Source organism: Marinobacter sp. MDS2, from assembly GCF_030718085.1.
GTDB lineage: Bacteria > Pseudomonadota > Gammaproteobacteria > Pseudomonadales > Oleiphilaceae > Marinobacter.
The window spans coordinates 1,983,661-2,010,648 of the sequence record NZ_JAVAJF010000001.1 but is presented as its reverse complement, the minus strand read 5'-3'; the positions used below and the strand labels follow the sequence as shown (position 1 = coordinate 2,010,648).

At 50.4% G+C, this 26,988-nt stretch carries 23 protein-coding genes and 2 pseudogenes; 11 read left to right on the top strand and 14 right to left on the bottom strand.

Annotated features, from left to right (window positions below):
* Window positions 1–3: 3 nt before the first annotated feature.
* Together Q9245_RS09430 and Q9245_RS09425 are read right to left on the bottom strand one after the other, a co-directional pair.
* Window positions 4–780, bottom strand: coding sequence for a class II glutamine amidotransferase (locus Q9245_RS09430; RefSeq protein WP_305896889.1), 777 nt, complete (start codon window positions 778–780; stop codon window positions 4–6).
* Window positions 781–831: 51 nt separating this feature from the next.
* Window positions 832–1,947, bottom strand: coding sequence for a diguanylate cyclase (locus Q9245_RS09425; protein ID WP_305896888.1), 1,116 nt, complete (start codon window positions 1,945–1,947; stop codon window positions 832–834).
* A gap of 232 nt (window positions 1,948–2,179) precedes the next feature.
* Between Q9245_RS09425 and Q9245_RS09420 the strand changes: the two genes are divergently transcribed.
* Together Q9245_RS09420 and Q9245_RS09415 are read left to right on the top strand one after the other, a co-directional pair.
* On the top strand, window positions 2,180–2,641 hold the full coding sequence (locus Q9245_RS09420; RefSeq protein WP_305896887.1) for an NfeD family protein: 462 nt from the start codon (window positions 2,180–2,182) through the stop codon (window positions 2,639–2,641).
* A 2-nt stretch (window positions 2,642–2,643) separates the two neighbouring features.
* Window positions 2,644–3,663 (top strand): SPFH domain-containing protein, encoded by a 1,020-nt coding sequence (locus tag Q9245_RS09415; RefSeq protein WP_305896886.1) that lies wholly within the window; start codon window positions 2,644–2,646, stop codon window positions 3,661–3,663.
* A gap of 17 nt (window positions 3,664–3,680) precedes the next feature.
* On the opposite strand, the gene yfbR (Q9245_RS09410) is transcribed toward Q9245_RS09415, so the two are convergent.
* Both yfbR (Q9245_RS09410) and Q9245_RS09405 read right to left on the bottom strand, forming a co-directional pair.
* The gene (gene yfbR / locus Q9245_RS09410) at window positions 3,681–4,172 is read right to left on the bottom strand and encodes a 5'-deoxynucleotidase (protein ID WP_305896885.1); all 492 of its coding nucleotides are present in this window, start codon (window positions 4,170–4,172) and stop codon (window positions 3,681–3,683) included.
* Window positions 4,173–4,332: 160 nt separating this feature from the next.
* Window positions 4,333–4,581 carry a helix-turn-helix domain-containing protein gene (locus Q9245_RS09405; protein WP_305896884.1) on the bottom strand — a complete coding sequence of 83 codons (249 nt, stop codon included), beginning with the start codon at window positions 4,579–4,581 and terminating at the stop codon, window positions 4,333–4,335.
* 106 nt (window positions 4,582–4,687) lie between these two features.
* Here Q9245_RS09405 and Q9245_RS09400 point away from each other — a divergent pair, with 106 nt between their 5' ends.
* The 6 genes and pseudogenes from Q9245_RS09400 (at window position 4,688) to Q9245_RS09375 (ending at window position 10,613) form a co-directional block, all read left to right on the top strand.
* Entirely contained in the window at window positions 4,688–5,227 is a 540-nt protein-coding gene (locus tag Q9245_RS09400) for a hypothetical protein (protein ID WP_305896883.1), read from the top strand.
* 364 nt (window positions 5,228–5,591) lie between these two features.
* Window positions 5,592–6,056: an ATP-binding domain-containing protein gene (locus Q9245_RS09395; protein ID WP_305896882.1), complete on the top strand. Its 465-nt coding sequence runs from the start codon at window positions 5,592–5,594 to the stop codon at window positions 6,054–6,056.
* A 127-nt stretch (window positions 6,057–6,183) separates the two neighbouring features.
* Window positions 6,184–6,993 (top strand): annotated as a pseudogene (locus Q9245_RS09390) (IS5 family transposase).
* A 385-nt stretch (window positions 6,994–7,378) separates the two neighbouring features.
* Complete coding sequence (locus Q9245_RS09385; protein WP_305896881.1) at window positions 7,379–8,917, top strand: MBOAT family protein; 1,539 nt, start codon at window positions 7,379–7,381, stop codon at window positions 8,915–8,917.
* A gap of 69 nt (window positions 8,918–8,986) precedes the next feature.
* Complete coding sequence (locus tag Q9245_RS09380) at window positions 8,987–9,943, top strand: hypothetical protein (RefSeq protein ID WP_305896880.1); 957 nt, start codon at window positions 8,987–8,989, stop codon at window positions 9,941–9,943.
* A gap of 523 nt (window positions 9,944–10,466) precedes the next feature.
* Window positions 10,467–10,613 carry a hypothetical protein gene (locus tag Q9245_RS09375; RefSeq protein ID WP_305896879.1) on the top strand — a complete coding sequence of 49 codons (147 nt, stop codon included), beginning with the start codon at window positions 10,467–10,469 and terminating at the stop codon, window positions 10,611–10,613.
* Between the two features lie 91 nt (window positions 10,614–10,704).
* On the opposite strand, the gene Q9245_RS09370 is transcribed toward Q9245_RS09375, so the two are convergent.
* From Q9245_RS09370 to Q9245_RS09330, 9 genes and pseudogenes are all read right to left on the bottom strand, one after another.
* Window positions 10,705–11,961 carry a hypothetical protein gene (locus Q9245_RS09370; protein ID WP_305896878.1) on the bottom strand — a complete coding sequence of 419 codons (1,257 nt, stop codon included), beginning with the start codon at window positions 11,959–11,961 and terminating at the stop codon, window positions 10,705–10,707.
* A gap of 2 nt (window positions 11,962–11,963) precedes the next feature.
* A complete protein-coding gene (locus Q9245_RS09365; protein WP_305896877.1) occupies window positions 11,964–14,162 on the bottom strand; it encodes an AAA family ATPase in 2,199 nt (732 codons plus the stop codon).
* A complete protein-coding gene (locus tag Q9245_RS09360) occupies window positions 14,159–14,611 on the bottom strand; it encodes a VPA1267 family protein (RefSeq protein WP_305896876.1) in 453 nt (150 codons plus the stop codon). Before Q9245_RS09360 ends, Q9245_RS09365 begins: the two co-directional genes overlap by 4 nt.
* Window positions 14,612–15,691: a TetR/AcrR family transcriptional regulator gene (locus tag Q9245_RS09355; RefSeq protein ID WP_305896875.1), complete on the bottom strand. Its 1,080-nt coding sequence runs from the start codon at window positions 15,689–15,691 to the stop codon at window positions 14,612–14,614. It abuts the gene before it with no gap.
* The gene (locus Q9245_RS09350; protein ID WP_305896874.1) at window positions 15,681–17,636 is read right to left on the bottom strand and encodes a site-specific integrase; all 1,956 of its coding nucleotides are present in this window, start codon (window positions 17,634–17,636) and stop codon (window positions 15,681–15,683) included. The genes Q9245_RS09355 and Q9245_RS09350 overlap by 11 nt, the downstream gene beginning before the upstream one ends.
* Entirely contained in the window at window positions 17,633–19,465 is a 1,833-nt protein-coding gene (locus Q9245_RS09345) for a hypothetical protein (protein ID WP_305896873.1), read from the bottom strand. The genes Q9245_RS09350 and Q9245_RS09345 overlap by 4 nt, the downstream gene beginning before the upstream one ends.
* A 10-nt stretch (window positions 19,466–19,475) precedes the next feature.
* Window positions 19,476–20,075 (bottom strand): 5'-deoxynucleotidase, encoded by a 600-nt coding sequence (yfbR, locus tag Q9245_RS09340; protein WP_305896872.1) that lies wholly within the window; start codon window positions 20,073–20,075, stop codon window positions 19,476–19,478.
* Window positions 20,076–20,163: 88 nt separating this feature from the next.
* A pseudogene (yfbR, locus tag Q9245_RS09335) lies at window positions 20,164–20,409 on the bottom strand (5'-deoxynucleotidase); the annotation flags it as partial.
* 24 nt (window positions 20,410–20,433) lie between these two features.
* Window positions 20,434–23,244: a DUF748 domain-containing protein gene (locus Q9245_RS09330; protein WP_305896871.1), complete on the bottom strand. Its 2,811-nt coding sequence runs from the start codon at window positions 23,242–23,244 to the stop codon at window positions 20,434–20,436.
* A 152-nt stretch (window positions 23,245–23,396) separates the two neighbouring features.
* Here Q9245_RS09330 and pdxH point away from each other — a divergent pair, with 152 nt between their 5' ends.
* The 3 genes from pdxH to Q9245_RS09315 are packed head-to-tail and all read left to right on the top strand — an operon-like array spanning window position 23,397 to window position 25,355.
* Window positions 23,397–24,032, top strand: coding sequence for a pyridoxamine 5'-phosphate oxidase (gene pdxH, locus Q9245_RS09325; RefSeq protein WP_305896870.1), 636 nt, complete (start codon window positions 23,397–23,399; stop codon window positions 24,030–24,032).
* Complete coding sequence (locus tag Q9245_RS09320) at window positions 24,001–24,762, top strand: 4'-phosphopantetheinyl transferase superfamily protein (protein WP_305896869.1); 762 nt, start codon at window positions 24,001–24,003, stop codon at window positions 24,760–24,762. Before pdxH ends, Q9245_RS09320 begins: the two co-directional genes overlap by 32 nt.
* An 8-nt stretch (window positions 24,763–24,770) precedes the next feature.
* A complete protein-coding gene (locus Q9245_RS09315; protein WP_305896868.1) occupies window positions 24,771–25,355 on the top strand; it encodes a DNA-3-methyladenine glycosylase I in 585 nt (194 codons plus the stop codon).
* Between the two features lie 152 nt (window positions 25,356–25,507).
* Here Q9245_RS09315 and Q9245_RS09310 read toward each other — a convergent pair whose 3' ends face one another.
* A complete protein-coding gene (locus Q9245_RS09310) occupies window positions 25,508–26,962 on the bottom strand; it encodes an aspartate kinase (protein WP_305896867.1) in 1,455 nt (484 codons plus the stop codon).
* Window positions 26,963–26,988: the final 26 nt, after the last annotated feature.

Here is a 26,988-nt window from a genome sequence, read left to right as displayed (position 1 = left end):
TAATTAGTCTGCTCCACCTCTCATGACCACCTCACCCTGACGCCACAAACGCCACTCCCCGGGCTGGTAGATGTCCCACTTTTCATCGGTGGTTAACGGCTCGGTGACGATCACGCTGACCACGTCGTTCGGGGTGGTTTCCGCTTCAAAGTCGATGGTTACATCGGTGTCTTTCAGGCGTGCGGGGCCGAACGGCGCCCGGCGAGTAATGCTGGCCATTTTAGTGGTGCAATAGGTGAACAGCCAGTCGCCGTTGCTCAGCAACAGATTAAACACGCCTTGGCTGGCGTATTGTGAAGACAATATGACCAGCTGCTCAACCATCTGTTCCAGACTGTCATCCCGGTGGCAGTGGCTGCGCAGGTGGTTAAGCATGTCGCAAAACAGCGCTTCGCTGTCGGTGCTGCCGACCGGCTCGTAAAAGCCCTCCGGCGCACGAAAACCGGTGAGCTGGCCATTGTGTGCGCATACCCAGTAACGGCCCCAGAGTTCGCGGATAAACGGATGGGTATTGGCGAGGCAAATCTCGCCCACATTGGCTTGCCGAATGTGGCAAAGGGCCACTTCACTCTTGATGGGATGAGTTTGTACCACTTCGGCAAGACGCGAACTGGCACTGGCGTCGGAGTCGTGGAAGCAGCGGATGCCTTTGCCTTCGTAAAAGGCCACGCCCCAACCGTCTTTGTGAGGCCCGGTTTCACCCCCCCGCCGAGTAAGACCGGTAAAACTGAAACACAGGTCTGTCGGGGTGTTGGCGCTCATGGCCAGCAGTTCACACATGGTTCGGTAATTCCTCGAGCAATATAAACGGTCGGCGTAAGCATACCGTATTCAGCCCTCACCTCCAGCCGCTGCGTCGTTCGATTGCGAGGTCAATGGGTCAAAGGACGTGGCAACTTGATTCCGACCCGCCCGTTTTCCCCGATAGAGGTGCTGATCGGCCACCGAGAACAGGATGTCGGCTTGCCGGCCATCTTCTGGCCATTGCGCCATGCCAAACGTAGCGGTGACTGAAAAATCAGAACCACCGAGGTGCATTTTTCGAGCGGCAATACGCTGGCGGAGTTCTTCAATCAGCTCATAAGCGGCTACCGGCTGCACATCCCTCAGGATCAGGCCGAACTCTTCACCCCCCAAGCGACCCACGAAGTCGGTAGCACGTAACCTTTCCTGCAAGCACTGACCGATTTCCTGCAACACATAATCGCCGGCTTCATGGCCATGGCTGTCGTTGATGACTTTAAAGTGATCAATATCCATCATCACGAGCGCAAAGGCCGCGTTGCTGCGCTCGCTTTCGGCGATGGTTCGGATCAGGGTGGACTGGAAATTACCGCGATTCGCCAGCCCGGTCAGGGCATCGGTCTGAGCCACCTCTATCAAACGCTGTTCGGCTTCCTCGCGCCGGATTTCATACATGTGCATGAACACCTGCATCAGGCTGCCACAAAGCACCATGTTCAGAAAATCAATCACGAAATCGGCGGTGCTAAGCCCCGGTACGCCACCGAGGAAAATGAAGTACACGATGCAGCCCAGGAGCATGAACGGCACGCTCAAAATCATGCCTTCGCGCCTGCCCAGCAACAGGTACGCAAGCACGGGCATCATCAATACCCACACGAACGCCGCCATCGAGGCATCCGGCAATAACATGATGACAATGAAAAACGAGAACAGGGTGAGCAGGTAGCCGTAAACCCAGCGCTCAAAGTGCGGTGTGTGGTTGATTCGGGCGACACCGACAAACGCCAAGGTGCCAAAAACAACTTCGACAGCCGACACCCATGGGTAGCCACTGAACAGCTGGAGAGTGGCAAATACCATGAGTGACAACCCGGTCACCCAGAACAGAAACCTGGCGAGTGATCGGCGGTGGTCATCCCTCAGCCCTGAGCGACTGTGCGTCAGCGCCTTGCCCAAATCGGGGTGGTTTAACATATCCATACTAATGCTGGCCTAAATCAGGCTTTTAATTATTATCGCCCATGACTTGACTATAAAACACGGCGCCCCGTTTTCCCTAACAGTTTCGCAACCGCTCACTTGTATGAACCGGCGCAGGTCACTTTAGCTAAACGACCTAACTTCAATGTGTGCAAGCTGTCAGAGACGTCAGGAAATCCTTTGGTTACAATCAAGGCTCTTCTGAATTCATGCTCTTCGCTTGGAATTGATTATGGAATGGAGTCTCACCCACTTATGGCTGATTCTGGCTTTGGTTCTCTGCCTTGCCGAGCTCACCTCCGGCGTGCTGCTGCTGTTGGCTCTGGGCATTGCGGCCGCGCTGACGGCACTGGTGTCTTTTCTGGGCGCACCGTTTGAGTGGCAACTGGTCACCATGGGTGTCATGTCCGGCATTCTGGTGCCTGTGGCGATCCGCTGGATACGCCCTCGCTTCTCGCCCAAAGGCGTGGCCTACGGCACCACCGGAACCGGTGTAGAACACGGCAAAACCTATCAAACGCTGCTGCGCGATTTCGATGGCGCCACCGGTATCAAGATCAACGGCGACTTCTACCGTCTGAAGTTCGCGGATGGAAACAGCCCCGACTTGCCGGAAGGCACTGTAGTAGTTTTCGACAAATTTGATGGCACCACCGCCATCGTGCACCTGGCTCAACCCAAACAGGAAGGTTAAACATGGAAGCATTCATCACTCCGGGGCTGGTTATCAGCTTAATTATTGTCGCTGTTGGCATTTTTATTATAGCCAAGGGTCTGGTGATCATTCGCCAATCCGAAGTCATGGTGATCGAGCGGCTGGGCTCGTTTAACCGCGTGCTCGAGAGCGGCATCAACATCATCATCCCGTTTATCGAAAAGCCCCGCCCGATCAGCATGATTCGTTACATGCGCATGGGCGAGGAATACCATCCGGTGACCAGCGATGAAATTCGCATCGACCGCCGCGAAACCGTAATGGATTTCCCCGGCCAGCCGGTGGTCACCACCGACAACGTGACCGTGAAAATCAACGGCGCGCTCTACTACCAGATCATCGATCCTCGCCGCGCCGTATACGAGGTCGCCAACATGAGCCAGGCGGTGGAAGTGCTGGCCAAAACCACGCTGCGTTCCGTGGTCGGCAAAATGGAGCTGGATAAGCTGTTTGAGTCCCGCAGCGAAGTGAACAGCGCCATTCAGGCGGAAATGGAAGAAGCTGCATCGAAGTGGGGCGTGAAACTCACGCGTGTGGAAGTGCAAGACATCAGCATGCCGGAAGAAGTAGAAGAGGCCATGCGTCTGCAGATGGCCGCTGAACGCAAGCGTCGGGCCACAGTGACGGAAGCCGAGGGCGAAAAAGCCGCAGCCATTGCCATGGCTCAGGGCCAGCGTGAATCCGCGATCCTGAACGCCCAAGGTGACAAGGAATCCGCCATCCTGCGCGCACAAGGTGAGCAGGAATCCATCCGTTTGGTGCTGAATGCCATCGGCGAGAACGAGGAAAACAAACGCACGGTAGTGGGCTACCTGCTCGGCCAAAGCTACATCAAAGCCTTGCCAACCATGGCCCAAGACGGCGAGCGCGTATTCGTGCCTTATGAATCGACCGCACTGTTGGGCTCTATGGGCATGTTCCGCGAGTTGGCCGGCAGCCCCGAAGATGCCGTGCGTGATAGCTTGCGCAGCGGCATGGTTGCCTCAGCCGGCACCAACTGAACGTAACCCGGCGCTCGCTAACCCAACAGGTGGTCCAGCGGGCGCTCGTAACTGGGCGCGAATACCTCAAGGAAGTACTTCACCTCGGGTGACGCGTCTTCTTGCAGGCGGCGGAGTATCTGCTCGGCTGCCGGCTCGAACTCTTTGTTACCGGTCTGGATTTCAGCCCGACACTTCAACAGCGCCGACAACCGGTCGGCGGATTTGATCAACTCTTGCTCTTCTTCAGTCCACTGGGACTCGCGCAGGTAGGGCGCAAAGGCATCCTGCAACTCACCGGGCAACAACGCCAATAACTCGGCTTCGGCTTTGTGTTCAATGTCGCCGAACACCTCCCGCATCACTTTCGAGTGGTACTTCACCGGGGTCGGCATATCGCCCTTATATCTAATACTGCCTGAGTGAGTGACTGAGTAACAATCTGTCGAACCCCCCCCACAGTAGGCCTCCGACCGAGATTCGAATGCTTTTAACCGAAACACTGGAACATTTGTCAGAAATGTTCGCATAAAGCGTCCATGTTACACCTGTCAACAACGTATATAGAAATACGCGTTACAAGTGTCGAGGGCCACCCTAGCAAGATCTGAATCCGAGAAGTAGATATTACCAAAGCAACCTCAACGAGCAGATTCCTAGTAACACACGTCGGGCTTGGAGACGATCACTCTAGGTTCTTGGTTTTGAGCCATCAGTTCCCATCCTGCTCAAGTCCGGAACCAAATCTTTCGGTGAGCAGTCAAGAGTGCCAGCCAAAATATACAGCTTTTCGATGGTGAGATTGACCTGTCCGCGTTCGACCTTCCCAATGTAACTTCGGTCAATACCAGCGGTGTAAGCGAGTTGCTCCTGCGAAAACCCTCTGAGCTTTCTGATTTTCCTGAGGTTTTTACCAAACTCTAGTCGAACTGTATCCATAGGTGCCTCTGACTGAGGCCCAAACTATCAATCTCTTGAGTTAAATAGACCACGGCATATAATACCCATTTGAGCAATGTCGAAATTGTCAGTGGTGAGGAAGAATATGTCCGAGAACGCCCCAACTATGGATAGGATCCTCCACGAAATCCTCTCAGAAGCGGCTGGCAATCGATTCGAGTTGATCCGGATTCGAAATCAATACACTAATAGCATTTCAGAAAATGTAAGACCCCCGAAAAAAGACCTTTGGTGGTACGTATATACGGAGATGGAAAAGTTACGAAGCTATGGATTGGTGAGAACCTTAGAGCGCTCAGATAGCTGTGAGGGAAAGGTTTATGAGATTAGCCAGCACTTTGGAGAATGCCCAGTCAGCATCGTACCAGAGCCTTTTCATCGCCCCCTACAAGAACCTTTGGAAACGAAACGAATCGACGACTTAAAGTATAAAATTGAGGTATATCGCCGAACGACTCAAATGCTTATGGGATCGATCAAGGAAACTCAGGATCTAGCAGATGAAATGCCGCCTTTGGCCGCAGCTCTTGAGAAAAAAACCGCTTCACTCAATGCAAAATATTTGGAGCTATCTGGACGTATCGGTGCAATCAGATCGTTACTGGACGAACTTGTTGATGCATGATGGTTTGTTTTGCAGTTTGTTGCAGCTCGGTGACAAACGTAGAGCAGTTATAAAGGAAACTCTAATCAGCGGTGCAACTGAAACAGGGATGTTTACACTGGCCTGAGCCGCACGATCACCATTTTCTAATTGTCCATCGTTAAATGTGGCGATCTAGGCCTGTGATCGCTCTAAAATCTTATCTACTTTCCCTTGTATTAGGTCACGAAGGTCCTCGTGATGAAAAAGAAACGGGTATGCCGGATAAAGTTAAAGAATTCCAGCGTGTTGGCAGTGATTCCGGAGGAACGTGACCGGCGATTCCGGAAAAACGCCCGAAATCGGTCACGATAAAACGGAATGAGCGGTCACGATGGGCCGGAATATGCAGGGAGAAGATTTCGAAGAAGCTTTTCATCGGCAGGGCATAAAAATGGGCGCTTACTGGATAAAGGTTGGAGATCCGGTAATCGTTACTCAGAACAGCTATGAGCATGATTTATACAACGGGAACACTGGCATCATGGAAGATTTGGTAGAAGAGGAGGGCCAGCTAGTAGCAAAATTTTCTTTTGCTGAAAGGCTTTACGAATTCAACTGCTCCGATCTTTGGACACTAGGAATTCAGCTAGCTTATGCCATCACTGTCCATAAATCGCAGGGTAGCGAATACAATGAGACTATCATCTGCTCTATTGTGCAAAGTAAATTCATTGAACGGAGTATGATTTATACAGCTCTCACCAAGTCTAAGAAGCTGTGTTTAATAGTCGGGGATCAAGATATAGCTAGAGCGGCTGTCGCCAAACCCAACCGAAGTGAAACTCTCTGTGTCGGCTTCAATCTGTGAGTCTATCGCGTGTTTGTAGGTCTTTTGGTTGTACTTTCATAGACAAGCCTGACGAGGGAGACTCTGAATAAGTCTCAAAATCAGCGATAATACGGCCATCGACAACCGCATAGGATTCGTTGCCACCATGGATCAAATCACCTTCTCCGAAGCCGAGTACCAGACCAAGAGGCGTAAGACCCGCCGCGAGATTTTTCTGGAACGGATGGACAAGCTGATTCCCTGGAAGTAGTTGGAAAAGAAGGTGGCCCGTTATCACCCCAAGGGCCAGAACGGACGGCCTCCCTATCCGCTGCCTGCCATGCTGCGGGTTCATTGTATGCAGCTGTTCTATAACCTGAGCGACCCGGCCATGGAAGACGCTCTGTACGAGATCGAGTCCATGCGGCACTTCGCTGGTCTGATGCTGCGCGAAGGCAGCATCCTAGATGCGACCATTATCTCTGCTCCCAGCTCTACAAAGAACCAGGCTGGCAAGCGCGATCCGGAGATGCACCAGACCAGGAAAGGCAACGAGTGGCAATTCGGCATGAAGAGGCACATTGGTGTCGACGACACGCTGGGCCTGATTCATGGCATTGATACCACCGCTGCCAACGTTCACGACATCGTACTCACCGACAAGCTGCTGCACGGTGAAGAGCAACGAGCCTTCGGCGACGCCGGTTACCTGGGCATTCAAAAGCGGGATGAGCATAAGCACCTCGAAGACGCCTCCTGGTTCATTGCCAAACGCCCTGGCACCCGGAAGAAACAGGATGCCGATAAAATCAAAGCCAGCATTCGAGCCAAGGTCGATCATCCTTTCCGGTACATCAAGCAGGTGTTCGGCTATAGCAAGGTCCGCTATCGCGGTCTTGCCAAGAACAACAACTGGCTCCATTTTCGGGCCGCGTTCAGCAACCTGCTGACTGGTGAAAAATACCTGCTGGCGTAGGGTTAGTGCGCCTGTTCTGCTTTCCGACAAAATGGCGGAAAATAGACAAAAAACACACAAATAACGGGAGAATAGCGTCTGAATCTTCGGTTTTTTGCCGGCTAAAACCAAGATCAGCAAAAATCAGCGGTTATTCAGATCTTCCCTAGAGCGAAGCATATTGCTTCAAATGGTCTACTATGTGCTATGATTTACCGTCCGCGAACGAAGTAAATTGAGAGCCTCAGCTCTACAACCCAAGCTGCTGCTCACCATGTTGCCTATTTTATTGGGTTACGCGGCCCAAAACGTTAGTTTCAGCCCACCCATATAGTTAGTATACTAGCCCGCTTCGGAAAAGCCGTAGCAGTACGCTAGCAATGGATCCAAAGGCTGAAAAAAAAGAATGCTCTTCAATAGTTTTATCTTCATCTTTTTATTTCTTCCGGTAACACTACTGGGGTTTCATTTTATAGGATCGCGTGGCAGGCACCGCGTCGCGCTCGCGTGGCTTGTAGGTGCATCACTGTTCTTCTATGGCTGGTGGAACCCCGCCTACCTTGGGTTAATTTTGGGCTCGATGCTGTTCAACTATGGAGTCGGAATCGCGCTTAACTCTCGACCTAAAAAGGTTACGCTTACTCTGGGAATTGCAGTCAACCTTGGGCTGCTAGCCTACTTTAAGTACGCCAACTTTTTTGTAGATAATCTCAACAATCTTGTTGGAACGGACTTTGTTCTGGAATCAATTATTCTGCCACTCGCTATATCGTTTTTTACCTTCCAACAGATTGCCTACCTTGTAGATGCGTACCGCGGTGAGACCCAAGAATATCGATTTCTTCACTATGCCCTCTTTGTCACCTTTTTCCCTCAGTTGATTGCTGGCCCCATCGTTCATCACAAACAGATGCTTCCGCAGTTCTCCCATGATTCTTTATACCGGCTCCGGGCTAGCCATTTGGCTGTGGGCATCACGATTTTCACACTCGGCTTATTCAAAAAGGTGGTCCTTGCTGATGGCGTAGCTATCTATGCTACGCCAGTCTTTAGTGCAGCAGAAAGAGGGGTTGAGCTTACTATCTTCGAAGCTTGGGGAGGCTCTCTCGCCTATACGCTTCAGCTTTATTTTGACTTCTCAGGCTATTCGGACATGGCAATCGGACTGGCGCGGATGTTCGGCGTCAGGCTCCCTCTAAATTTTAATTCACCATACAAGTCCACGAATATTATTGATTTCTGGCGGCGTTGGCACATCACCTTGTCGACGTTTTTGCGTGATTACCTGTATATACCTCTCGGTGGAAATCGGAAAGGGGAGTCTCGCCGTCTAACTAACCTTATGATTACTATGCTGTTAGGAGGGCTTTGGCACGGCGCAGGATGGACATTTCTTTTATGGGGTGGTTTGCATGGGGTTTATTTGATTGCTAACCACCTTTTCAGGAAGGCTTTTCCGGCTCGGAGGTATTCACCATTAACACACGTGCTAGCATGGGCTCTTACGATGCTTGCAGTAGTCGTTGCTTGGGTACCATTCCGTGCTGAAAGCATTGGGAGCGCAGGCCGAATACTCAAATCTATGTTTGGGTTAAATGGCATCGCTTTGCCTGATACCCTACTTTCTCGAATAACGGCCATTGCGCCTGGCATTGCAGAAAAAGGCATAATTTCTGCTGGAATGTGGAGGAATAATGTTTTTGGATCGCCTATTGCTGGAATAACGTGGATCGCTATCTTGTCCTTCATCGCGCTTGCTTTGCCCAATGTTCCGCAGTTTATGAATCGGACTCGGCCAGTTGTTAGCTCCGATCTGAAAAGTCTCACACCGACGGGTTTCGCATGGCGACAATCACGTGCAATGGCAATATTGTTGGCAGTTATCTTTGTCTGGTCGATTGGCCAGCTCTCGTCAGTCAGCCCTTTCCTCTACTTTAATTTCTAACTTATGGCCTATCTCAAGTACTTTTTTTCAACGTCTACGGCTCTACTTTTACTTTTTGGTTCTCTAACGATGTATTACCAGCCACTGAGTGGTGACCTAACCCGACTAGGTTATCTCGCAGAGAACTATTATGGCTGGAATGACCCACAACCCGTACAAAAGGTTTTTCAAACCCCGATGACTGATCCGGAAATATTGGTTATTGGTGACTCCTTTTCCATGGGCAATGTTTGGCAATCGAGCCTGAAAGAGCTTTCAGGACTTGGCAGCGTAACTATACCTTGGAACAATTTCTTAAGGTCCCCATATTGTTCGATTAAAGCCGCCATTGCAGAGTATCCAATGCTGAACACCATCATCATCCAATCCGTGGAGCGGCACGCAGTGGCAAGAATGAAGGCACTGCGCCCTCTAGGCGAAGACGACTGCCAGAATCCTCGCACGCTCACACCGAGAAAAGTTATGGAAGGGAAAACTTCTCCACAGAGAGCAAGCGAAGGCTATATCTCGGACTTTTCTTTTCTAGGAAAAGTGTTCATTTATGAACAGTTAAAAAGTATAACAAGTAGAGACTTCTGGAGTCAGGGCGATGTGCATGTTGCCAAGCTGGACAGGGCAACCCACTTTTCCAGTGAGAGGTCCGATCACCTAATATTCTATAAAGATGATATTGCCAACAAGTCTTCATGGACGGACACTGCTATTGACCTAGCGTTTGAATCCTTTGAATTTTACGCTGAACAGGTTTCAGATATTGGCCTCACCCCAATTCTCTTAATTACCCCAGACAAATCGACAGTGTATAGCCGTTTTTTATTAAGACCGGACGTGCTTCCAAAAAATAATTTCTGGAAAAAGATGGAAGAATCGAAAGCTCCAACCATTAATTTGAAATTGGCTTTCGAGGCTCTCTCAGAAGAGTTGACTGATCTGTATCTGCCCAATGATACTCATCTCAGCGTTTCTGGCTACCAGCACATGTCCAAGGCAATATATGAATATATTGATTCTGGTAAATCTAAATAAACTTCAGAAAGTTTGTCGTAATCACTACTCAGAGGGCAAAGGATTCGTATGATCTACAGCCCTTTAACCTCCTTGATGCCATGCTGTACGAGATAGCCTGCAACGTGGGTTTCAGTGGAACTGAAAACCGCATCCCGGCGAGGAGGGGTTGTTTACCGCCAACCCTAACACCACTTCAAATACAACATCGGTGCAGTATTTGAAAAAATCTTAATAGAATCAGGTAAAGCGCCCTCTGAGCCCTTGTTTAGGCTCATTTATCCTCAGAAAAACCGGACGGACAGTTGCCGATCTCTTCCTTTTTTATACCACATAAGGGTTCGAGTCCAGCTGGGCCCACCATTTCTTTCTATTCTCCCGCTGCTTTTCGAAGCCGCCGCAACCACACCGTCAAAAAAACTTTACACATTGCTTTCAGGTCTTCCGAAAACACACAAAAAACAAGTGACGAGGAATCTGGCACACATCCTGCTGACTCTTCAACGGAAAGGATCAGGTTGCAACCGCAACAAAGGAGTGTCACATGTACCGTTCAACGATAACCAAAACACTATTGCTTGCCGGTATGCCTGCGACCGGCTCGCTTGGCATGGCCAGCGCCCAGGCTACTACCATCGAGATTCTCTGCACGGCATCCGAGCCTTGCGGCAAATCGTCTCCCCAGCAATAACCCGCCATTCACGCGATCAGTCAGTCACTCAACAGTCGAAAAACATTAATTTAGTTTATCTTATGAGTGACTGAGTGATAGAGTAAGCCGCTTAACCACCAAATCTCTGAATCGCAGACTCAGATATATCTTGAAGCTCCCGAAAGGTATGTTGGCCGATTCTGTGGTTGGCGCTAGCTAGGACGAGTGACGCCATTCGTATGTAATACATATAAGTTGTCCGGATATCTTTATGACCGATCTGCTTTCTGAGCCCGTCCTCAACTGATGCGTCATAAAATGACTTATCTATCTTATTTTTGCTTAAGTGGGAGATCATGTACTTTGTGGCGTACCAGGAGCGGGCATGATGAAACGTCCATGGAAAATTATCGAGCTTCCTTTTGGCGACATTTGTCATCGTAGAGATCTTTTTCGGTGTGACTGGGTTGCCAAGCCGGTTTATAAAAAAGACGCTGTCTGGGTTAATTTCTGGATGCTTTTTTTTAAGCAGCTTTCTGCGTTCAAAATACAGGGGCAGATAGATTTCGCAGACCGCTCTCCAAACGTCGATTTGCACTTCCAGTGTCCGCTCTTTTCCTTTTTCAACAACGGTATACTTGAATGTTTTGCTGCCTTTCATTTCAGAAAGTAGTTCTGGGTAAGGTCGTATGTGAATATTATCCCCAATACCGGCATAAGGCATCTTGGAAACTCCCTCTTCCCTGAGCCCTGTTCCTAGAGAGAGCAGGAAGCAAACCGCATAGACGGGATCTGAGTAAGCAGACATTAACCTAATTTGATCACTTTGGGACATAATCACTAAGTCGTGTTTGTTACCGTCCTGAGTGCGTCGATCTCCAGTAGAAATACTCCCGTGATCAGTGCTCCTAGACAAAACCTGAGGACGCAAGTGCCTCAAGAGACTTTCGTCTTTGAATGCAAACTTCCAGTCTTTCGATTGGAACTTCATCGAAATGGGAAAGTTTTTTTGCTTTAGCCAAGCATAAACAGTGTGTATGAAGTTGGCGTTATCAGAAATGGTTTTGTCCCCGGGGCGCTTTTTTTTCGCTTTATCTCGCTCTCTTACTTGCTCTTGCTGCCATTCCCGTAGATCTTTCTCCGTGACTGAACGCCAAAAATTTTCTCCATCATCTTTGTGACGCTCAAAAAGAAAGTTTAAAAATCGAACAAGCGTTCCCGCGTATTTTTCAGAGGTTTTTAAACTTCCCGAGGAATGGTGCTTGAGATAAAGATTGATCGGAGAGAGCAGAATCTTTTTATCATTATGCTGAAGGTAAAGCACATAGTGCGTGTACTCGCGCTCATCGAAGCGATAATTGACGACTCGTTTCTCGACAACACTCATGTTCAGGACACCCCGGCCAAATCTAGCTTTCCCTCTTTAATCAGAAGCTCTCTAAGATAGGTCTGGCGTTTGCTTGAGGCACTGTCAAACTCTACAGCTCGACTAAATCGCGACTCTGCCCCGACGATGTGCAATTCCTGCTCGGACCTCGTAACTGCTGTATACAGCCAGTTCCGGTCAACAAGCTTCGATGGAGACAACGGCACAATAACGCGCTTAAACTGCGAACCTTGGGCCTTGTGCACGGAGATTGCGTACGCAGGCTCAACACACTCCAAGAGAGCCTGCGTGACTGATAACCTCTCCCCCCCATCAATTTGAACGACACCATAGCTTCCAGGTTGCTGCTCGATAGACACAAGTCGACCGAGGGTTCCATTCTGCACGTCCGAGTCGTTGTCATTACGTGTGAAAATCACCGGATCATTAGCATAGATTTTCAGATGCTTACGCACTCCATCTACTTCAAACTCCCATTTTTTTGCACCAGGATTTAAAGTCTCTTGGGCGAGAAGATTCAGCCCATCAATACCACCATGGACAGAGGCGTATGTCGCGCCAACAATCATGCTTGATTCCGGGTCTGCTCTCATCAACTCGATGCACGTCGAGTTGAGATCCGCATCATCAACTGGGTGGAAAAAAACTTGACCGATTGAAAGATCCTGGGGAACAACACCATCGCGGATCGAACGACTGTAACTCGGTATAGCGGAATCACCCTTCTGTCGCTTTACGACATCCAACTGGATGGTTTCGATGACACCACTGTCTATTATATCGCGCAACACATGACCCGGGCCGATGGGTGGCAGTTGGTCGACGTCGCCAACAAAGAGAAGACGTACATCTGACGAGACATGAGTCACGATCTTATACATCGTCGGCGTATCGAGCATGCTCGCCTCATCGATGACCAAGATGGAGCGCTTCTCCGGTCGCAACGGCGGCGATCTCAAAAACTTAGCTATTGTCTTTGCTTTGATACCCGCGACTTCACCCATGCGCTTTGCAGCTCGGCCAGAGAGCGCAATGCAGTGCACTTCAACACCTGATGCACCCAGTGTTCTTGTGATCAGTCCCAGCGTTGTTGTTTTACCAGTACCAGCCCCACCCGAGATGGCCATCACGTAATACAGATCAGAACTAATTACTGCGTTAACTTGCTGCTCCGTGGCGCTTCTCCCTGAATCAACTCCCATCCCCATCTCTTCGCACGCACTCTCGAAGGCCTCAGTCGCAATAAGGTTTTCACCTGGCTCTGCTGGCGTATCATAAAGCCTCTTGGTGAGCCTTTTGGCAATGACACTTTCCATGATCAAGCTGCCAGCCGGATGATAACCTTTGTCAGAAACCGCAAAGGAGCCCGTGAAGTGAGTCTGGCCTAATGCTTGAGTCACCAGCGAGTTCGTTTTGAGCTTTTTCTTCAAGACTTTCCGCAAACCGCCAAGTGAAATGACTGTGTTACCTGTTCGCCCTGACTCCTCTAACAAAGACGCTTCAATTGCGGCGGACAAGCGGATACTAGAGTCCTCAGATACGCCAAAACTCTTCCTTGCAATATTGTCTACAGCAGACCACGTCAGACCGAAGGACAGCAGTCGAAACGGATCCTCTTCGATTCGCTGTTTAATACTGCCCCCATGTTTTCTGAAAATTCGTTGCATGACGCCTTGCGGAATACCATGCCTTGCAAAAAATTCGGAGTACTCAAGCGCTTTAAACCTCTCAAATCCTTTGAAAAGCGCGGTAATTGAGGCTTCACTGAGGATTCCTCTGAATCGTTCCCGTTTGCCGTCTTTTATGTCACCGAAAATTTTCGGCCCAAACTCGTTCCAGAGTTTTCGAGCTTTTCTTTCGCCAATCCCGGAAAATTCACGTTGGTCTGCGACAAACCGAATAAACGCTTCACCTCCATATGGAAGGACAAATTCCATTGAATCAGCAGAGACCCTGGACTCAAAAATTTCCCGACCATGCTTGTTGACTTTTCTCGAACTGGAACGGCCCCGAACTTTCCAAACTTGCCCCTGTGCTGGCTCGCACGGAAGCAGCTTTCGATTAACTGAAATAAGAAAGTGCTTTTTAGCACCTTTTCTCAAGCCGTCGTCATCAACCTCTACTCCAATCATTGATGACTTATATCGAGTCTGAAATCCGACCGACGTGATTCTTACTGTAACTTCGAGCGGCGTAATCATCGTGTCAGATTTCCAAGCTCGTAGAGCGAGTCTGACAATTCCTCATATCGAGAAAGCTCTCTTTCCAAAAATTCTACTTTGGCTTTCAAACTTAGATTTTCATGCTCCAACTGTGACAAGTGATCTTTTTGATCCATCTCTTTATAAGCATCCCGACCGAATTCAGAGCTTTTTTCTTTGTGACTCTCAGATTTTCTTGGTAGCTTCGGAGGATAGACCCCCTCTCGCCTAAGACGCTCTTCTACTTTTTCAATTCTTGCTTCAAGTTTCGTGTTTTGAGTGAGGGCAGGGCGGCCACAATCACAGTTTCTCATGATTTCTGTGCGCTTTATTTTCCCCCGATATTCGATTGCCAAAAAGTCTTCGTTAGACATTCGATTTACCCAAGCATCAAACCTGGCGACCGTCTCTTTCGCTATTTGCTGGCCATTTTTCTTCTTTTCCGACACCTAAAGCACCCCAGGATCAAACACAATTACTGCACTAAAACCATCTTTCAAAACTGGCACCAAGGAATTCGCATGCAACCGTGAAACGAATTCGTCGCCGAACGGGACTTTAAGACCGCGAACAAATAGTTTTGTCTTGGCTAAAGATGTTTGTGCACATACTCCAATGATTTTTTCTGAGCGAATATTTGATAAGAACTGTTGTCGTTCGTCCGCAAGCGGCACATTGGACTCGACGAGAACTACTTTTCCTCTTTTCGGAAGTGCAGGTATAGAAGTATAGTCACACGAAAAAAACGGCTGAAAAAGAACTACATAGTCAGGCCGTAGATCAGCAATTATCTCTTCTGCTTGCTCAAAATTTTCTTTCTCAGCAGCTTTGAAAAATTTATTTATATCTTTGAGTGACGGCTTCTCTATTTCTGAAATGGCGGAGTAATCCGGTTTAAGGTGACTAATTATTTCACAACCGCCTTGCGGCTGTTGACTCTTAACTTTTGCTAATTGCAATCGAAGATCTATGACTTCTCTAGTTTTTTTCTTCGCATCTTCAGCATGTTCTTCGACTTGATTTTGAAACTTTTTGATTGTTGATTGCATCGACATCGTCTCGAAATCTTCAGCATCTCGACGCATAAAGAGGGAAAATATTTCATCCTCTTTTCTAGACAACGCAGCTGCATGTTCTTCTTGCAACGCCTTCACTTTCTCTTCAAGCCCTTTAACTTGAACCAGCAACCTCTCTTCCGCTGAGGAGGGAGAAAATACTTCAGCATCTGGCGATAGGTACTTTTTAAGATGAGAAAATCGTCGACTAAACGTCTGACGAACGATTCCGAGCCGCGCTGAGATTTCTCCAATTGTAATTTGCTCAGAAGGCTTCTCTGCGCGCAGAGTCTCAATTACTTCGATCACTTCATCGTCTGTCAAGCGCTGATTCAATTCACGTACGGTGGGGAAATTGTCATATAGCCAACCACGCGAGACACCAAGTTTGGCCGCTAAGTCAGAAACTGTTATCTCCCCTTTCTTCTCAAGCTCTCTGACAGCTTTATCAAAGGCTTTTTGATCAATCCGCATTCGCCGCCTCCCTTGCGATAATGCGTTGTTTATCTTTCCTCAAACGATCCAGAAGCAATTTATTCTCTTCAATCCTGGACTCGTAATAGTGTTCTATCCGATCATCGCCGTCTTCCGGAAGATAAGATCTCTTCGTTTCATAATAAACGATCTGGCGCTCTACATTCTTCGTTGACTCATCGGTATGAAGCACATGTGGGCAATTTATATAGTCGCAAAATTCCGGGTTCGGCTTTTCATCGTCCGTGCCTTCAATGCAAGGTGGTTTTTTTTCCTTCAAATCTGACTGACTGATACAAAAACCTCCGATTGGGATTCGGCTGATAAAAAGCGGAACACCAGCTTCCAAGTTTGCACGCACAAAAGCTTCGACTTCTGAAACAAGAATCTGTCCCGGATATAGCTGTGCAGAACGCCTACGAAGCGCGTCAGCCAGTTCACCAACAGCTTCTCCGTTGGCAATTTTTGTCAGTGCTTTCTGTAGGTCTTCGGTGTAGTTCTCTTCTAGTAGCTCCATAACTGAACCACTCAGAAGTTCATTTCGCATAACGTAACGCAGCGTCATGCCGTAGCTTTTATGCCCAAACAACTGGCGTATTAAATCCAGGTTTTCTTCGCCTTTCGAGATCAGCAGCCAAGCGATGGACTTCCGCAGTTGATGTGCGTGTCCCGGCTCGCCCGATGACTCAAGTATAAATGCGTGAACGTCTTTGCCGATCGTTGATATCTTTATTTTCTCGAACTGCTTACTTGTAACGATGTCGGACAAAAGTAGGAAATCAGATCCAATTGCTTGACGTTGATGAGCGAAGAGCTTTTCGAGTACCTCAACTGCTTTGACAACAATCGGAGGAACAGGAATAGTGTCTCGCTTACCCTTTTTCGGGTCAGACGCGGTCTTGAAACGAGTGATCGTAAGGTAATAGACACCATCACGAACGAATAAAGCACCCGTTTTCAAGTGAGCTATTTCGGCTCGGCGCATTCCGGTGAGCAACCCAATGACAAAGATGCACGCCCTTTTGAGATTGATCACTTCCGGACGGACCGAGTCGATATCAATTGTGGTTCGGTCTTGGTAACCGGACGTATACCCTTTTGACTTCACGGACTTTGTCTTCGGTATAAACTCGAAGATACGGTTATCTGTATTTGGGAAGAACGGTGCCTCAAATTCCTCAAGTTGTTTAAACAGCTTTTTGGTTTTGCCATCTTTTCTGACTGGCATGAGCTGGCCACCTTCAAAACGCGGTCGGGTCAGGATCAATCGAGACGCTTCACATATGGCATCAGAAAAAATATACAGATAGTCATGGGCTGCGTCGTAAGACATTTTTATCTGATGGGCTGTAAGGGGCATCCAACCGCCTTCACCATCCTCCTGACGCTCCCACAAGGCTCTCTGTGCCGCCTCCACGTCTTTGGACACAACCTCGGATAGAACGAAATTTGCACGACACCAGTCGGGCATAGCATCAAGTTCAGACGCGAAACACCAGATACGAAGAAGTCTTGGAACACACAGTATGATTGCTTGGTGCTTCGTCGAATGCTCATAGAGCTGAGCAGACCGATTCAAAAACTGACGTATCTGACTGGGATCAATAAGGCTGATGGTATTTTTTGCGACGAAGAATTTTTCGAACAGAAAATCTTGTGCGAAACGACGGATCGTAGCGAACATTCCTAACGATGAACGCCAACTCCGCATCTCATTCGTCGGGGATGAAGGGAAAGTATAAGCCGTAAGAATTTTTATAAAATCGATAAGATCAGGATAGTCACAACTACGCGCATGCTGAGCGTCCAGCACAGAGCTAAAATTGAAAGTAACGTGCTCTGAATGACCAATATTGATGCGCCAAGTGGGTTCACCAAAACGCACGCCAGGTGCGACTTCAGTTTCATAGAGAGACTGTACCTCATTGAGATTCTTGATGATCATAGGGCGTCTCCCATCAACACTGGCGGCAGAATGTGTCCCTCTAGAAAAGTTCGTTCCTTTGCATCTTCAACGTCTTCTTGATAGGGCCACATTTCGACAACATGTTTAGCCGCACGGTACTCGTCATTATGTATGGAAAACTGATCTTCCCGCAGAGACCGACTCAGTTTTTCGAGATACAAATACCGGTCGACGACGAACGGAAGGTTGTTGCTAAAAACCCGGCTCTTCGAGCAGAGCAAACATTTGCTGAAAGCTTTACAACGTTTTCCGGAACTAACGCGACGATCATGGCCTGGCCAAGAGGGATTGAAGGGGTCTGAACAAACAGCTATGGGGTTTTCATTCGAATGATCGGAGAATACGGTAAAGACTTTGTCCTCCATCGTTTTTTGTTCTCTTAGCGGTATCAATTGACCAGCAAAGCTTCCATCGGAAATTGACTCCTCAATTTCGTTAAGGGCAGCTGACAAACGATCTTTTCGATCCTGCTCAAATGCTTTACCTGATCGATAGACTTCATCTGTAATGGAGCTGTAGGAGTGGCCAAAGAGTGTAACCATGAGCGCGAAAGGGACACCGTGATCTTTCAGGCGAAAATACAAGTGGGTCGGGCGAAGCTGCCTTTCATCAAGCGTTATGCCAAGAGTTTTTTTATAGATCCGGTTGAGAGCCGTATTGTTGCGGCCCTTTTCAGCTTTAGGGTGCAAAAACCGAAGACGACCAGCGTTGTTTTTTGTCAAGTTCGTAATCTGCGAGGCGACAACGAAAAAGGGTTCGAAGCCGTGATCATCAACCAGCTTCCGAAAGAGCTGAGTCTTCCTAAGCATCTTGGTTCGCTGCAACCAGAGCTTGATCAAATTATAAGCACTATCAGGCTTCGATTTGCTTGACAAGGCGACCATCACCTTAGCTTCTGTATAAGCCTCGCCACGCTGTGTACCTTTTTCTTTGAATGTTTTTATGCAAACGATGTCACTAGTCGGATCAATCTCTTGAAACGCAAAATCATGAGGATCGATATTGGCAACGAGATCTGGTGACCAGCCGGTTTCCAGGCAAATTGCTTTACGAATCGCAGCTGCCTCTTCTTCAGATGGCAGCAAAATGTCAGCGACGTCCTGAAAGGATAAATCAGGGCCATCAGACAAGGCGGGTAAAAAGTACTTCATTCGCTGCATTGTGAAACGCTTTCGCAACACTTTGACAGCATTATTCATGCCAGCATAATCTACTTTTGAGCTATTTATGCCGTATTTTCCATGTTCAAGCAGATCCTCCATTTCGCACTCGATGGGAAAGTCAGGAAAAGCTTCCAACAGCACTGATACAGCATCAACCAAGGTAACTTGATACTTCGAAAAAGGCCTTTCACGCCGCGCAAAAGCTTCTCCAGTCAACTCACCCTTGAAAGTATGTGACTCTGCCTCTGTAACGAGTCGAATACGGTCTCTCATTCGATCAATGACTATGCTGAGATAATCACAGAGCTTCTCATAGTCTTCGCGAGAGAGTGAATCAAAGCTGTCTCGATCAGGCTTTGGCGGAGTCTTCCAGTTTTGAGGAGATGTCTTGAACCTAACTCCGTCACTTTCGATAATTCGACAGAATCGTCGCGAAGCCGTACTAAAACTGTATGCCTGCATTTCTGTCTTTGACGCACTGAGCATCTCCACAAATTCGGAAAATTCCCACAGACCGAGCTGGGCAGGGATTTGATCATCTCCAAACTTTGCCTGACAAAACTCCAAGAGCGCTGTCGCTGCGTGTCGGTCTGGCTTGATCCTTGCGATTGCTCGTAACTCTGTAGCGAACTCCGAATAGTTCATAATGCCTCCATTAGTTTGATATATCGTCAACTGGAAGGAGGCAGCTCTTCACAAAAACATCCAAGACATCTTGAACTTCCGGACAATTTTTCTTGATCGCATCAATCCGAGCTTCTGTGCTCTTCCGGACTCCCTCAAATTCCGCTACGTTCCCGAACTTTTGCTCATCAAGCACTTTTAAATAAGCCGAAATGATGTCCGCAGCTTTTACGATTTGCTTATAGTCCGAATCAACCTCTTCTTGTATTACGAGCTGCTTGTAGTGCTTTTGTAAGTCAGCAGGAAGCGAGTCAATACATTCCTGCTCAGCCAGCAATTCCAGCTTCTTATACTGCTCCGTGAATTCAGCATTGTGGTACTTCACAACATGATTCTGATCCTGAAGCTTCGTTTCAGACACCTCGTGAAAGATCGCGACAGTTGCAGCCTTGTCTGGATTTAGGTTACCGCCGTATCGCTCGTTTCTAATCACGCACAGCAAATGCGCGATGACTGCAACTTGATGACTATGCTCTGCGACGTTCTCGGGCCTTACGCAGTGCATCAAGCCCCAGCGCTTGATCAGAGGCATTCTGAAAATCCAGGCAAGAAAGGCGCTTTGTCTGACCATGTTCATAACTCTTTGAATCCGACAGTTATTACACTATAGATCTATTTAGAAATAAATACAAGTGTTACACAAATTTTTTTTAGATCTAATCACCGGTAATCACTTCAGTGGCATCGTGATAGAGCGCGGCGGTCGCAACGCGATCAGCGTTTACCTGACCATCAAATTTGCTGTTTCGGATCAGCGCCAACGCATGGGCAATGGTGGCCACTTCCCACGAGTGGGTCGCCACATTTTCTTCAATGGCATTACGCATCAAGCCCCAGCGTTTGATCCAGCGCAGCCGGGACACATAGGCAAAAAAATGGCTCACCGCCGTTTTGTTCAGACTCATTCCAGGTTTCCTGTCAGGTCGCAATCAGCGCACATCCAGCGTGAAGGGCACGATCACGTTGCCTTGCTCGTCCAGCTCCGTTTGTTGCAGAGTATCCAGTGAAAAAAGCTGATCACCGGACACCCCGTGCGTCTCTATCAACAGCCGGTGAATCGCTTGCCCCCGCTTGGCCGCCAGTTGACTCAAGGCTTCCGGTGCCAGTTGGCGTTCACCCGCCTGGTATTCCCGTTGTGCTTGGGCCCAGGCTTGTTCGCTGACCTCACCCGCTGCCCTCATACGCTCTTTTAACAACTCCAGCCCGTCTGCCTTCGGGGTTGCCGCTCCGCGAATACTGAGCAGTAAATCCGGCCGGTCGTTCAGCGCCTTGGCCAAGGCGGCGATTTTTTCTGCTTCGCCATCTGCCAGCGCAATTTTTCCGGGTACAAAACTGACCCGGCCCAACTCCTCACTGCTGAAACCGGCAAAATCCGCCAGCGAGCCCAACATGCTGAACGGTGACGCTGCCGCCTTGACCAACAGATTCACAAAGGTTCGCATCACCACCTGGCCAATGCGGAAATCCGGATTCGTCATATCGCCCTCAACGGGCAAATCCACTTTGATAATGCCCTGTTGATCCGTCAGTAAAGCCAGCCCCAGCTTTACCGGCGCATTGACGGCCTCTTTGCTGGCAACCGATTGGCCCAGCCGCATCTGGTCAAGAACCAGATGGTTCGAGGCTTTCAAGTTCGTGCCGGTGATCTGGTAATCCAGTTCAAGGTCCAGCTTTCCTGCATCCACGGTGTAACCCAGGTAACGGCCAAGATAGGGTGAAAGCACCGGCAACGCCAAGCCGTCCATGGTGAGCTTTAAATCGCTGGTTTCGTCCGTACCGAGAGCCCCCAATGTGCCTCTGAATGTCACCGGAGCACCACCCGCCAGCTCGCCCCTCAGATTCACCAGTCCCTGCTGTGGCGGCACATTGCTGATACCGCTGACAGAACCGGACAACGCCTCGAAACGGGTGGTAAACACGGGATTGAGCGTTCGGTCGGTGTAACCCACCGACCCGCCCTCAACGAGCAGCTCGCCAATCCGGAAAATAAACTCGGGCTCGCCACCGGCTTGACCACTGGTTGCGCCATCGCCTGAAGGCTCGGGGGTCTGCGCATCCGGGGCCGATTTAACAATACGCTCGACATTGTGGGCACCACCTTTCTCACGAACCACATTAAGCGACGGCTGCTCAAGCGTCACCGTGCCTATCTCCAACCGCGCCGGGTTAACGTTGAACTCCACCGGCGCCAGTCGCAGCAGTTGCCAGGCTACCAACTCGCCCTCCTGATCGGGCAGGCGCAGGTCAAAGTCTGTCACCTGCGCCGAACCGCTGAAGGTACCGGTTACCGGCGCGTCCTGACCATCCAGATCCAGATTGCCGTCAAAGCTCAACAGGCCATCGGATACCGCAACATTGGCTCCGAGCTGGATATAGGGCTCAACGGCCACCAAAGCAATACCCGACCCCGCCAAAGCCGCTTCAAAATTGAACGGAGTGGGAGTAAGTTGGCCCTTAGCGGTAATTTGGCCACCACTGGCCAGTCGGGTGGATAGCTCGTAGGCCGCGGGCTCATCTGTTCTGTGGGAAAGCTCGCCCAAGGTGACGGCGAGATCCAGCAACTCCAGCTCCGCGGGCTGTGCCGCAGCCTCGTCTCGCCAAAACAAACGGCCTTTCGTTAACTCAACGCCTTGCACCTCCCATCGGAACCCTTGCCCGGCGTTTTGCGTTCCATCCGCCTCCGACTTTGCTTCGTCGGACGACAACGAGGCTTGCCAGTCAAGACGGCCATCAGCTCGCCGGGTTGCTGAAACGAACGGCTGCTCGATCGTCACCATGCCGACCCGCGCCCGTTGCGCGGCCAGATCAAAGCCTATGCCGTCTACCGACAAGGCTTCGAGGCTCAGCGCAGGCTCCTCAATATCCTCGGCCAGAGCCAACGCCAGCTGTTTGAGCTCTAACTTGCCGTTCGAGGTTTCCAGTTGAAAACCACCTTCGTTCGACAGCCAATAGTCCGATTCAACCGTGACCCGCCCCGCCTTTAACGCCCAGGGCAGGTGCGGTGTAAGATACTTGGCCAAAGTTTGATAATTGATGTCGGAAAACCGGACATGCCCCTCGGAATACAGCGGGTTGAGGCTCAGTTCGCCCTCCCATTCGAGGATTTGATCGCCAATGGCAGCAATAATGGAGTAGCGGCTATCGTCTTCACCCCGCGACCAGGTAGCCAGATCGTCAACGGAGAGATCTAACGGTTCAATCTGCAATTCGACGGTGTCGTTCTGAGTAAAATCCCGGAACAACAAGCGGCCTTCTTCAATGGCCAAGTGCCCGAAGTAGAGCTTTGGCGGGTCGGTTTCTGCCGCATCAGGCTCAGATGTATCCTCTGCCAGCTCAGGATTCGCACGCTTCCAGTCCCGGGCAAAATTGACGGAATAGTCCTCCAGAAGATCCAATCGCACATCGGGTTTGGTCAGGCGTATTTCATCGAATCCGACCACCCCTCTGGCAAGCTGCAACACATCCAGATTGACCCGCAACTGCTCAAATGCGGCAACCGGCCTGTCGTCGTTATCCAGCGCCGAAAACGCATCCGCCTCCAGGCTGAATAAAAACGGGTTGAAGCGGATATCCGAAACCTGGGCCTGCCACCCCATTCTCTCTTGCAATTGGTTCGGAAGCTCTTTTTCAAGCCACCAGGGCAGCATCAGGAAACCTGCCAGCGCATACAGCACCAGCAAAACAGACACCCCGACCAACAGGTTTCTGACCTTATGACTTCCTGCCGACGATTGGCCCACAAATTACTCCCTTACCCGATCTGGTCACACGATGATTGTCTCCCAAGCATAGCGCTCACACCCCGGCCTTGTCAGCCAAACCTGACAGCCGCCGCCGAACCGGATATCCTCAACACCTTACGACTCCTGTGACCGCCAACGGAGAAAGCTGTATGGATATCGGCGATATGCGTCGGGACTTTGAAAGTGAAGGCCTGGACCTGGAACACCTGCATGACGACCCCATCGTTCAATTCCAGAATTGGTTTGAAGACAGCCGCAGGGCTGGCATTCTGGAACCTAACGCCATGTCCCTGGCCACCAGCGGCGCCGACCAGATGCCGGATATACGAACCGTGCTTCTGAAGTATTTCGACGAACGCGGCTTCGTTTTTTACACCAATTACAGCAGCCGTAAAGCCCGGGAACTCGAAGATAACCCGCGCGCCGCGCTGCTGTTCCCGTGGATTGGCCTGAACCGTCAGGTTCGGATTCAAGGCACGGTTGAGAAAGTCAGCAAATCGGAATCACTGAGGTACTTCACCTCAAGACCCCGGGGCAGCCAGATCGGCGCCTGGGTTTCCGAACAAAGCAAGGCGATTACCTCACGAGGTTTGCTCGAGCAAAAAGTGGCGGAAATGAAACGCAAATTCAGCTCTGGCGAAATTCCTCTTCCTGATTTCTGGGGTGGATACCGAGTGGTTCCGGAGCGAATCGAATTCTGGCAAGGACGACCCAGCCGACTTCACGACCGATTTGAATACGTAAGAGAAGCGGATGCCTGGACAATCCAACGCTTGCAACCCTGACACACCACAAATCTGGCTGTGCCATCAAATATCCCGCGTACCGGATGCTTTGCCAGACTGGCTGACGGTGTATGAGCGAAATACCCTGGCAACACTGGATGGCCCACGCCGCGGTGAATATTTGTCCAGCCGCTGGTTGATTCGCCAAGGCTTGAGCAAAATCAGCAACAAGCCCGCGGACCAGTGCCAACCGGTCAATGGCCGCCCCATAGCCTCACGGTTTCCGGCTGGCTGGCACCTGTCACTCAGCCACAGCCAGGGCCTCAACGCCGTTGCGATCGGTTCAACGCCTTTGGGCATCGATGTGGAACCCAGCCAGCGCAAGCCGAATTGGCAGGGCGTTGCCAAACGTTGGTTTTCGCCCGTTGAGCAAGAGTGGTTGCTGCGGGCAAACGACCCCTACAGTTTCCTGAAGGTCTGGACGCTGAAAGAAGCTTGGCTAAAGGCCACACGCCGGGGTATTGCCGGCAACCTGCAAACACTGGAAGTCCGAAAAGACTTTGAGCTGTATGGCGACCAACCCGATCGACAATGGCAAAGCTGCTGCTGTTACGTCGAAGGGTTTCTTTCCACACTGGTGTATCAGACCAACGACCCCGACCGGGAAGCAAACTGGCCGGCCGTTACCTTGCTGGAGCCACCACCGGAGGATTATAACCTGGCACCGGCAGAGCCTCTGGACACCATTTGGGACCCACTCTACCATCGGACGATTCGAGCCAAACGCTAGGAGCAACCATGCCGGACACTCAGCAGCGATGCCCATGGTGCGGCACAGACCCGCTCTACGTGCATTACCACGATACGGTCTGGGGCAGACCCGAGCATGACGATCAGGCCTTGTTTGAGAAGTTATGCTTGGACGGCCAGCAAGCCGGGCTCAGCTGGTTAACCATTTTACGAAAACACGACTCCTACCGGGCGGCTTACGCCAACTTTGATCCGGAAACGATCGCCCAGTTCACCGAACAGGATCAAGCCCGACTGCTGAATGACCCTGGTATCGTCCGCAACCGCCTGAAGGTGCAATCCATCATTCGAAACGCACGCGCCTACCTGGCACTGCAAGAGCAGGGCGTAGAGTTTTCAAAATTCCTTTGGAAATTCGTGAATCATCGCCCGATACAAAACCACTGGCGCTCGATTGAAGAAGTCCCGGTTACCACGCCCGAATCGGAAGCTATGTCAAAAGCCTTGAAAAAAGCCGGTTTCAATTTTGTAGGCCCGACCATCGTCTACGCCTTCATGCAGGCCACCGGCATGGTCAATGACCATCTGGTTAGCTGCAAAGCGCATCAAGAATGCAAAGCCTTATGGCTTTAAGTTTCGGAGAGAAAAACAGAGAAGGAACCTCGGGAAGAGGTGATCGGACACACCCGGCCATCTATTAAACGGCCGACCGGGTGTCCGATCGGGAGGCAAGACAACCTCCATTACCCGCAGACGAAGCGACCGTGTTCGTCTGCGGGTAATTTTCAGGGCGTCTCAGACGCCGCAACAATCGCGTACTCGTGGTTGTGGGGCTCGATAAGCGCACCGTGCAACGCCGAGATTGCAGAGTCATAGTGGTCTTCGTCGATCACGAACTGGATGTCCACCTGACGCATGCACTGGTGAATCGCCAGTACGCTGATGCCTTTATCTGCCAGCGACTTGACTGAACGCGCCAGAATTCCCGGCACTTTCATATCACTGCCAATGGCGGAAACCAAAGCCACCTTTCGGGTGCTCAGCTCAGCATTCGGGAAGGCTTCTTCCATCGCTTTCACCACCCGCTTCACATGCTTAAGCGTGGTATCCACGTAGTGGGTAATGGTATTGGCGTTGGTGTCTTTGGAGATAAAGCGCACCTTGTAGCGGGACAGGATATCCAGCAAAGCACGGTCAGAGCCCGGCTCACCTTGCATGTCCTGATCGAACACTTCGATGGCAAAAACACCCTTGGCACCGGCAATGATTTCAACCTGCGGCTTTTCACTGACGTAATCGCCGGTGATCAGCGTACCGGTGTGCTCTGGCTCAAACGTGTTCATCACCCGCAGCGGGATCTCGTTTTGGCGCAAGCCCTTACCGGCACGAGGGTGGATCGCTTCCATACCCAGGTTCGCCAGCTGGTCGGCTACGTCGTAGTTGGTGCGACCCAGCGGAACCACTTTGTCTTCGCCGACGATATTCGGGTCCGCAGAGCTCAGGTGGTACTCCTTGTGGATGATCGCTTCGCACGCGTTGGTCATGACGGCAATGCGGCTGAACGTCATCTCGCTGTAGCCACGATCGAAGGTACGCATCAGGCCTTCTTTGCACTGGGCGTAACCGGTCACGATCGGCAGTTCGCGGCTCAGGTCTACATTATCGAACGCCTGTTGCAGCTTTTCATCGAGCGGAAGCAGCTCGCTGTCACGCCAGCCGGTCAGATCCACAAAGCGGGCGTTGATGCCTTCTTGTTGAAGTTTCAACGCGGTGTTGAAGGCACTGTGGGCCTCGCCGATACCCGCCAGCATTTCCCGTACCGTCAGCAGGTGTTCTTCCAGTTGGAATTGACCGTAGGAACACAGCCGCTGAAGATCGATCAGGCAACCCCGAACCCCCTCAATGCGGTCGGTAATAAACTGGTCGGCCTGCTGTTTCAGCATCGGGTCGGCAAACAGGTCGCCGTTGATGTCGGTCAGCAGCTTGATCAGGGTGGTCAGGTCGTCGCCCCACGCCCAATCGGATTCTGCATCGGCAAACAGGGCGTAAACGCCCGGCTCGCCGGTTTTCTTGTGTTCCAGCAGTTCGTTAGTGACGCCACCGTAGGCTGAAACCACGAAGATCCGCTGGTAGAGGTCCGCCTCATCGCGATTACCAATAATGATATTGTCGCGCACGGCCTCGTAATTGCTCATGGAGGTACCGCCGATTTTCTCGACGGTATGCTGTGCCGTAGTCATAATTTTGCCTCTGCCATCTACAGAAT

Bases quoted from the DNA above. Each gene is read 5' to 3' on its own strand.
- Q9245_RS09430 (WP_305896889.1), bottom strand. From the start codon at position 780: ATGTGTGAACTGCTGGCCATGAGCGCCAACACCCCGACAGACCTGTGT.
- Q9245_RS09425 (WP_305896888.1), bottom strand. From the start codon at position 1,947: ATGGATATGTTAAACCACCCCGATTTGGGCAAGGCGCTGACGCACAGT.
- Q9245_RS09420 (WP_305896887.1), top strand. From the start codon at position 2,180: ATGGAATGGAGTCTCACCCACTTATGGCTGATTCTGGCTTTGGTTCTC.
- Q9245_RS09415 (WP_305896886.1), top strand. From the start codon at position 2,644: ATGGAAGCATTCATCACTCCGGGGCTGGTTATCAGCTTAATTATTGTC.
- yfbR (WP_305896885.1), bottom strand. From the start codon at position 4,172: ATGCGAACATTTCTGACAAATGTTCCAGTGTTTCGGTTAAAAGCATTC.
- Q9245_RS09405 (WP_305896884.1), bottom strand. From the start codon at position 4,581: ATGGATACAGTTCGACTAGAGTTTGGTAAAAACCTCAGGAAAATCAGA.
- Q9245_RS09400 (WP_305896883.1), top strand. From the start codon at position 4,688: ATGTCCGAGAACGCCCCAACTATGGATAGGATCCTCCACGAAATCCTC.
- Q9245_RS09395 (WP_305896882.1), top strand. From the start codon at position 5,592: ATGCAGGGAGAAGATTTCGAAGAAGCTTTTCATCGGCAGGGCATAAAA.
- Q9245_RS09385 (WP_305896881.1), top strand. From the start codon at position 7,379: ATGCTCTTCAATAGTTTTATCTTCATCTTTTTATTTCTTCCGGTAACA.
- Q9245_RS09380 (WP_305896880.1), top strand. From the start codon at position 8,987: ATGTATTACCAGCCACTGAGTGGTGACCTAACCCGACTAGGTTATCTC.
- Q9245_RS09375 (WP_305896879.1), top strand. From the start codon at position 10,467: ATGTACCGTTCAACGATAACCAAAACACTATTGCTTGCCGGTATGCCT.
- Q9245_RS09370 (WP_305896878.1), bottom strand. From the start codon at position 11,961: ATGAGTGTTGTCGAGAAACGAGTCGTCAATTATCGCTTCGATGAGCGC.
- Q9245_RS09365 (WP_305896877.1), bottom strand. From the start codon at position 14,162: ATGATTACGCCGCTCGAAGTTACAGTAAGAATCACGTCGGTCGGATTT.
- Q9245_RS09355 (WP_305896875.1), bottom strand. From the start codon at position 15,691: ATGCGGATTGATCAAAAAGCCTTTGATAAAGCTGTCAGAGAGCTTGAG.
- Q9245_RS09350 (WP_305896874.1), bottom strand. From the start codon at position 17,636: ATGATCATCAAGAATCTCAATGAGGTACAGTCTCTCTATGAAACTGAA.
- Q9245_RS09345 (WP_305896873.1), bottom strand. From the start codon at position 19,465: ATGAACTATTCGGAGTTCGCTACAGAGTTACGAGCAATCGCAAGGATC.
- yfbR (WP_305896872.1), bottom strand. From the start codon at position 20,075: ATGGTCAGACAAAGCGCCTTTCTTGCCTGGATTTTCAGAATGCCTCTG.
- pdxH (WP_305896870.1), top strand. From the start codon at position 23,397: ATGGATATCGGCGATATGCGTCGGGACTTTGAAAGTGAAGGCCTGGAC.
- Q9245_RS09320 (WP_305896869.1), top strand. From the start codon at position 24,001: ATGCCTGGACAATCCAACGCTTGCAACCCTGACACACCACAAATCTGG.
- Q9245_RS09315 (WP_305896868.1), top strand. From the start codon at position 24,771: ATGCCGGACACTCAGCAGCGATGCCCATGGTGCGGCACAGACCCGCTC.
- Q9245_RS09310 (WP_305896867.1), bottom strand. From the start codon at position 26,962: ATGACTACGGCACAGCATACCGTCGAGAAAATCGGCGGTACCTCCATG.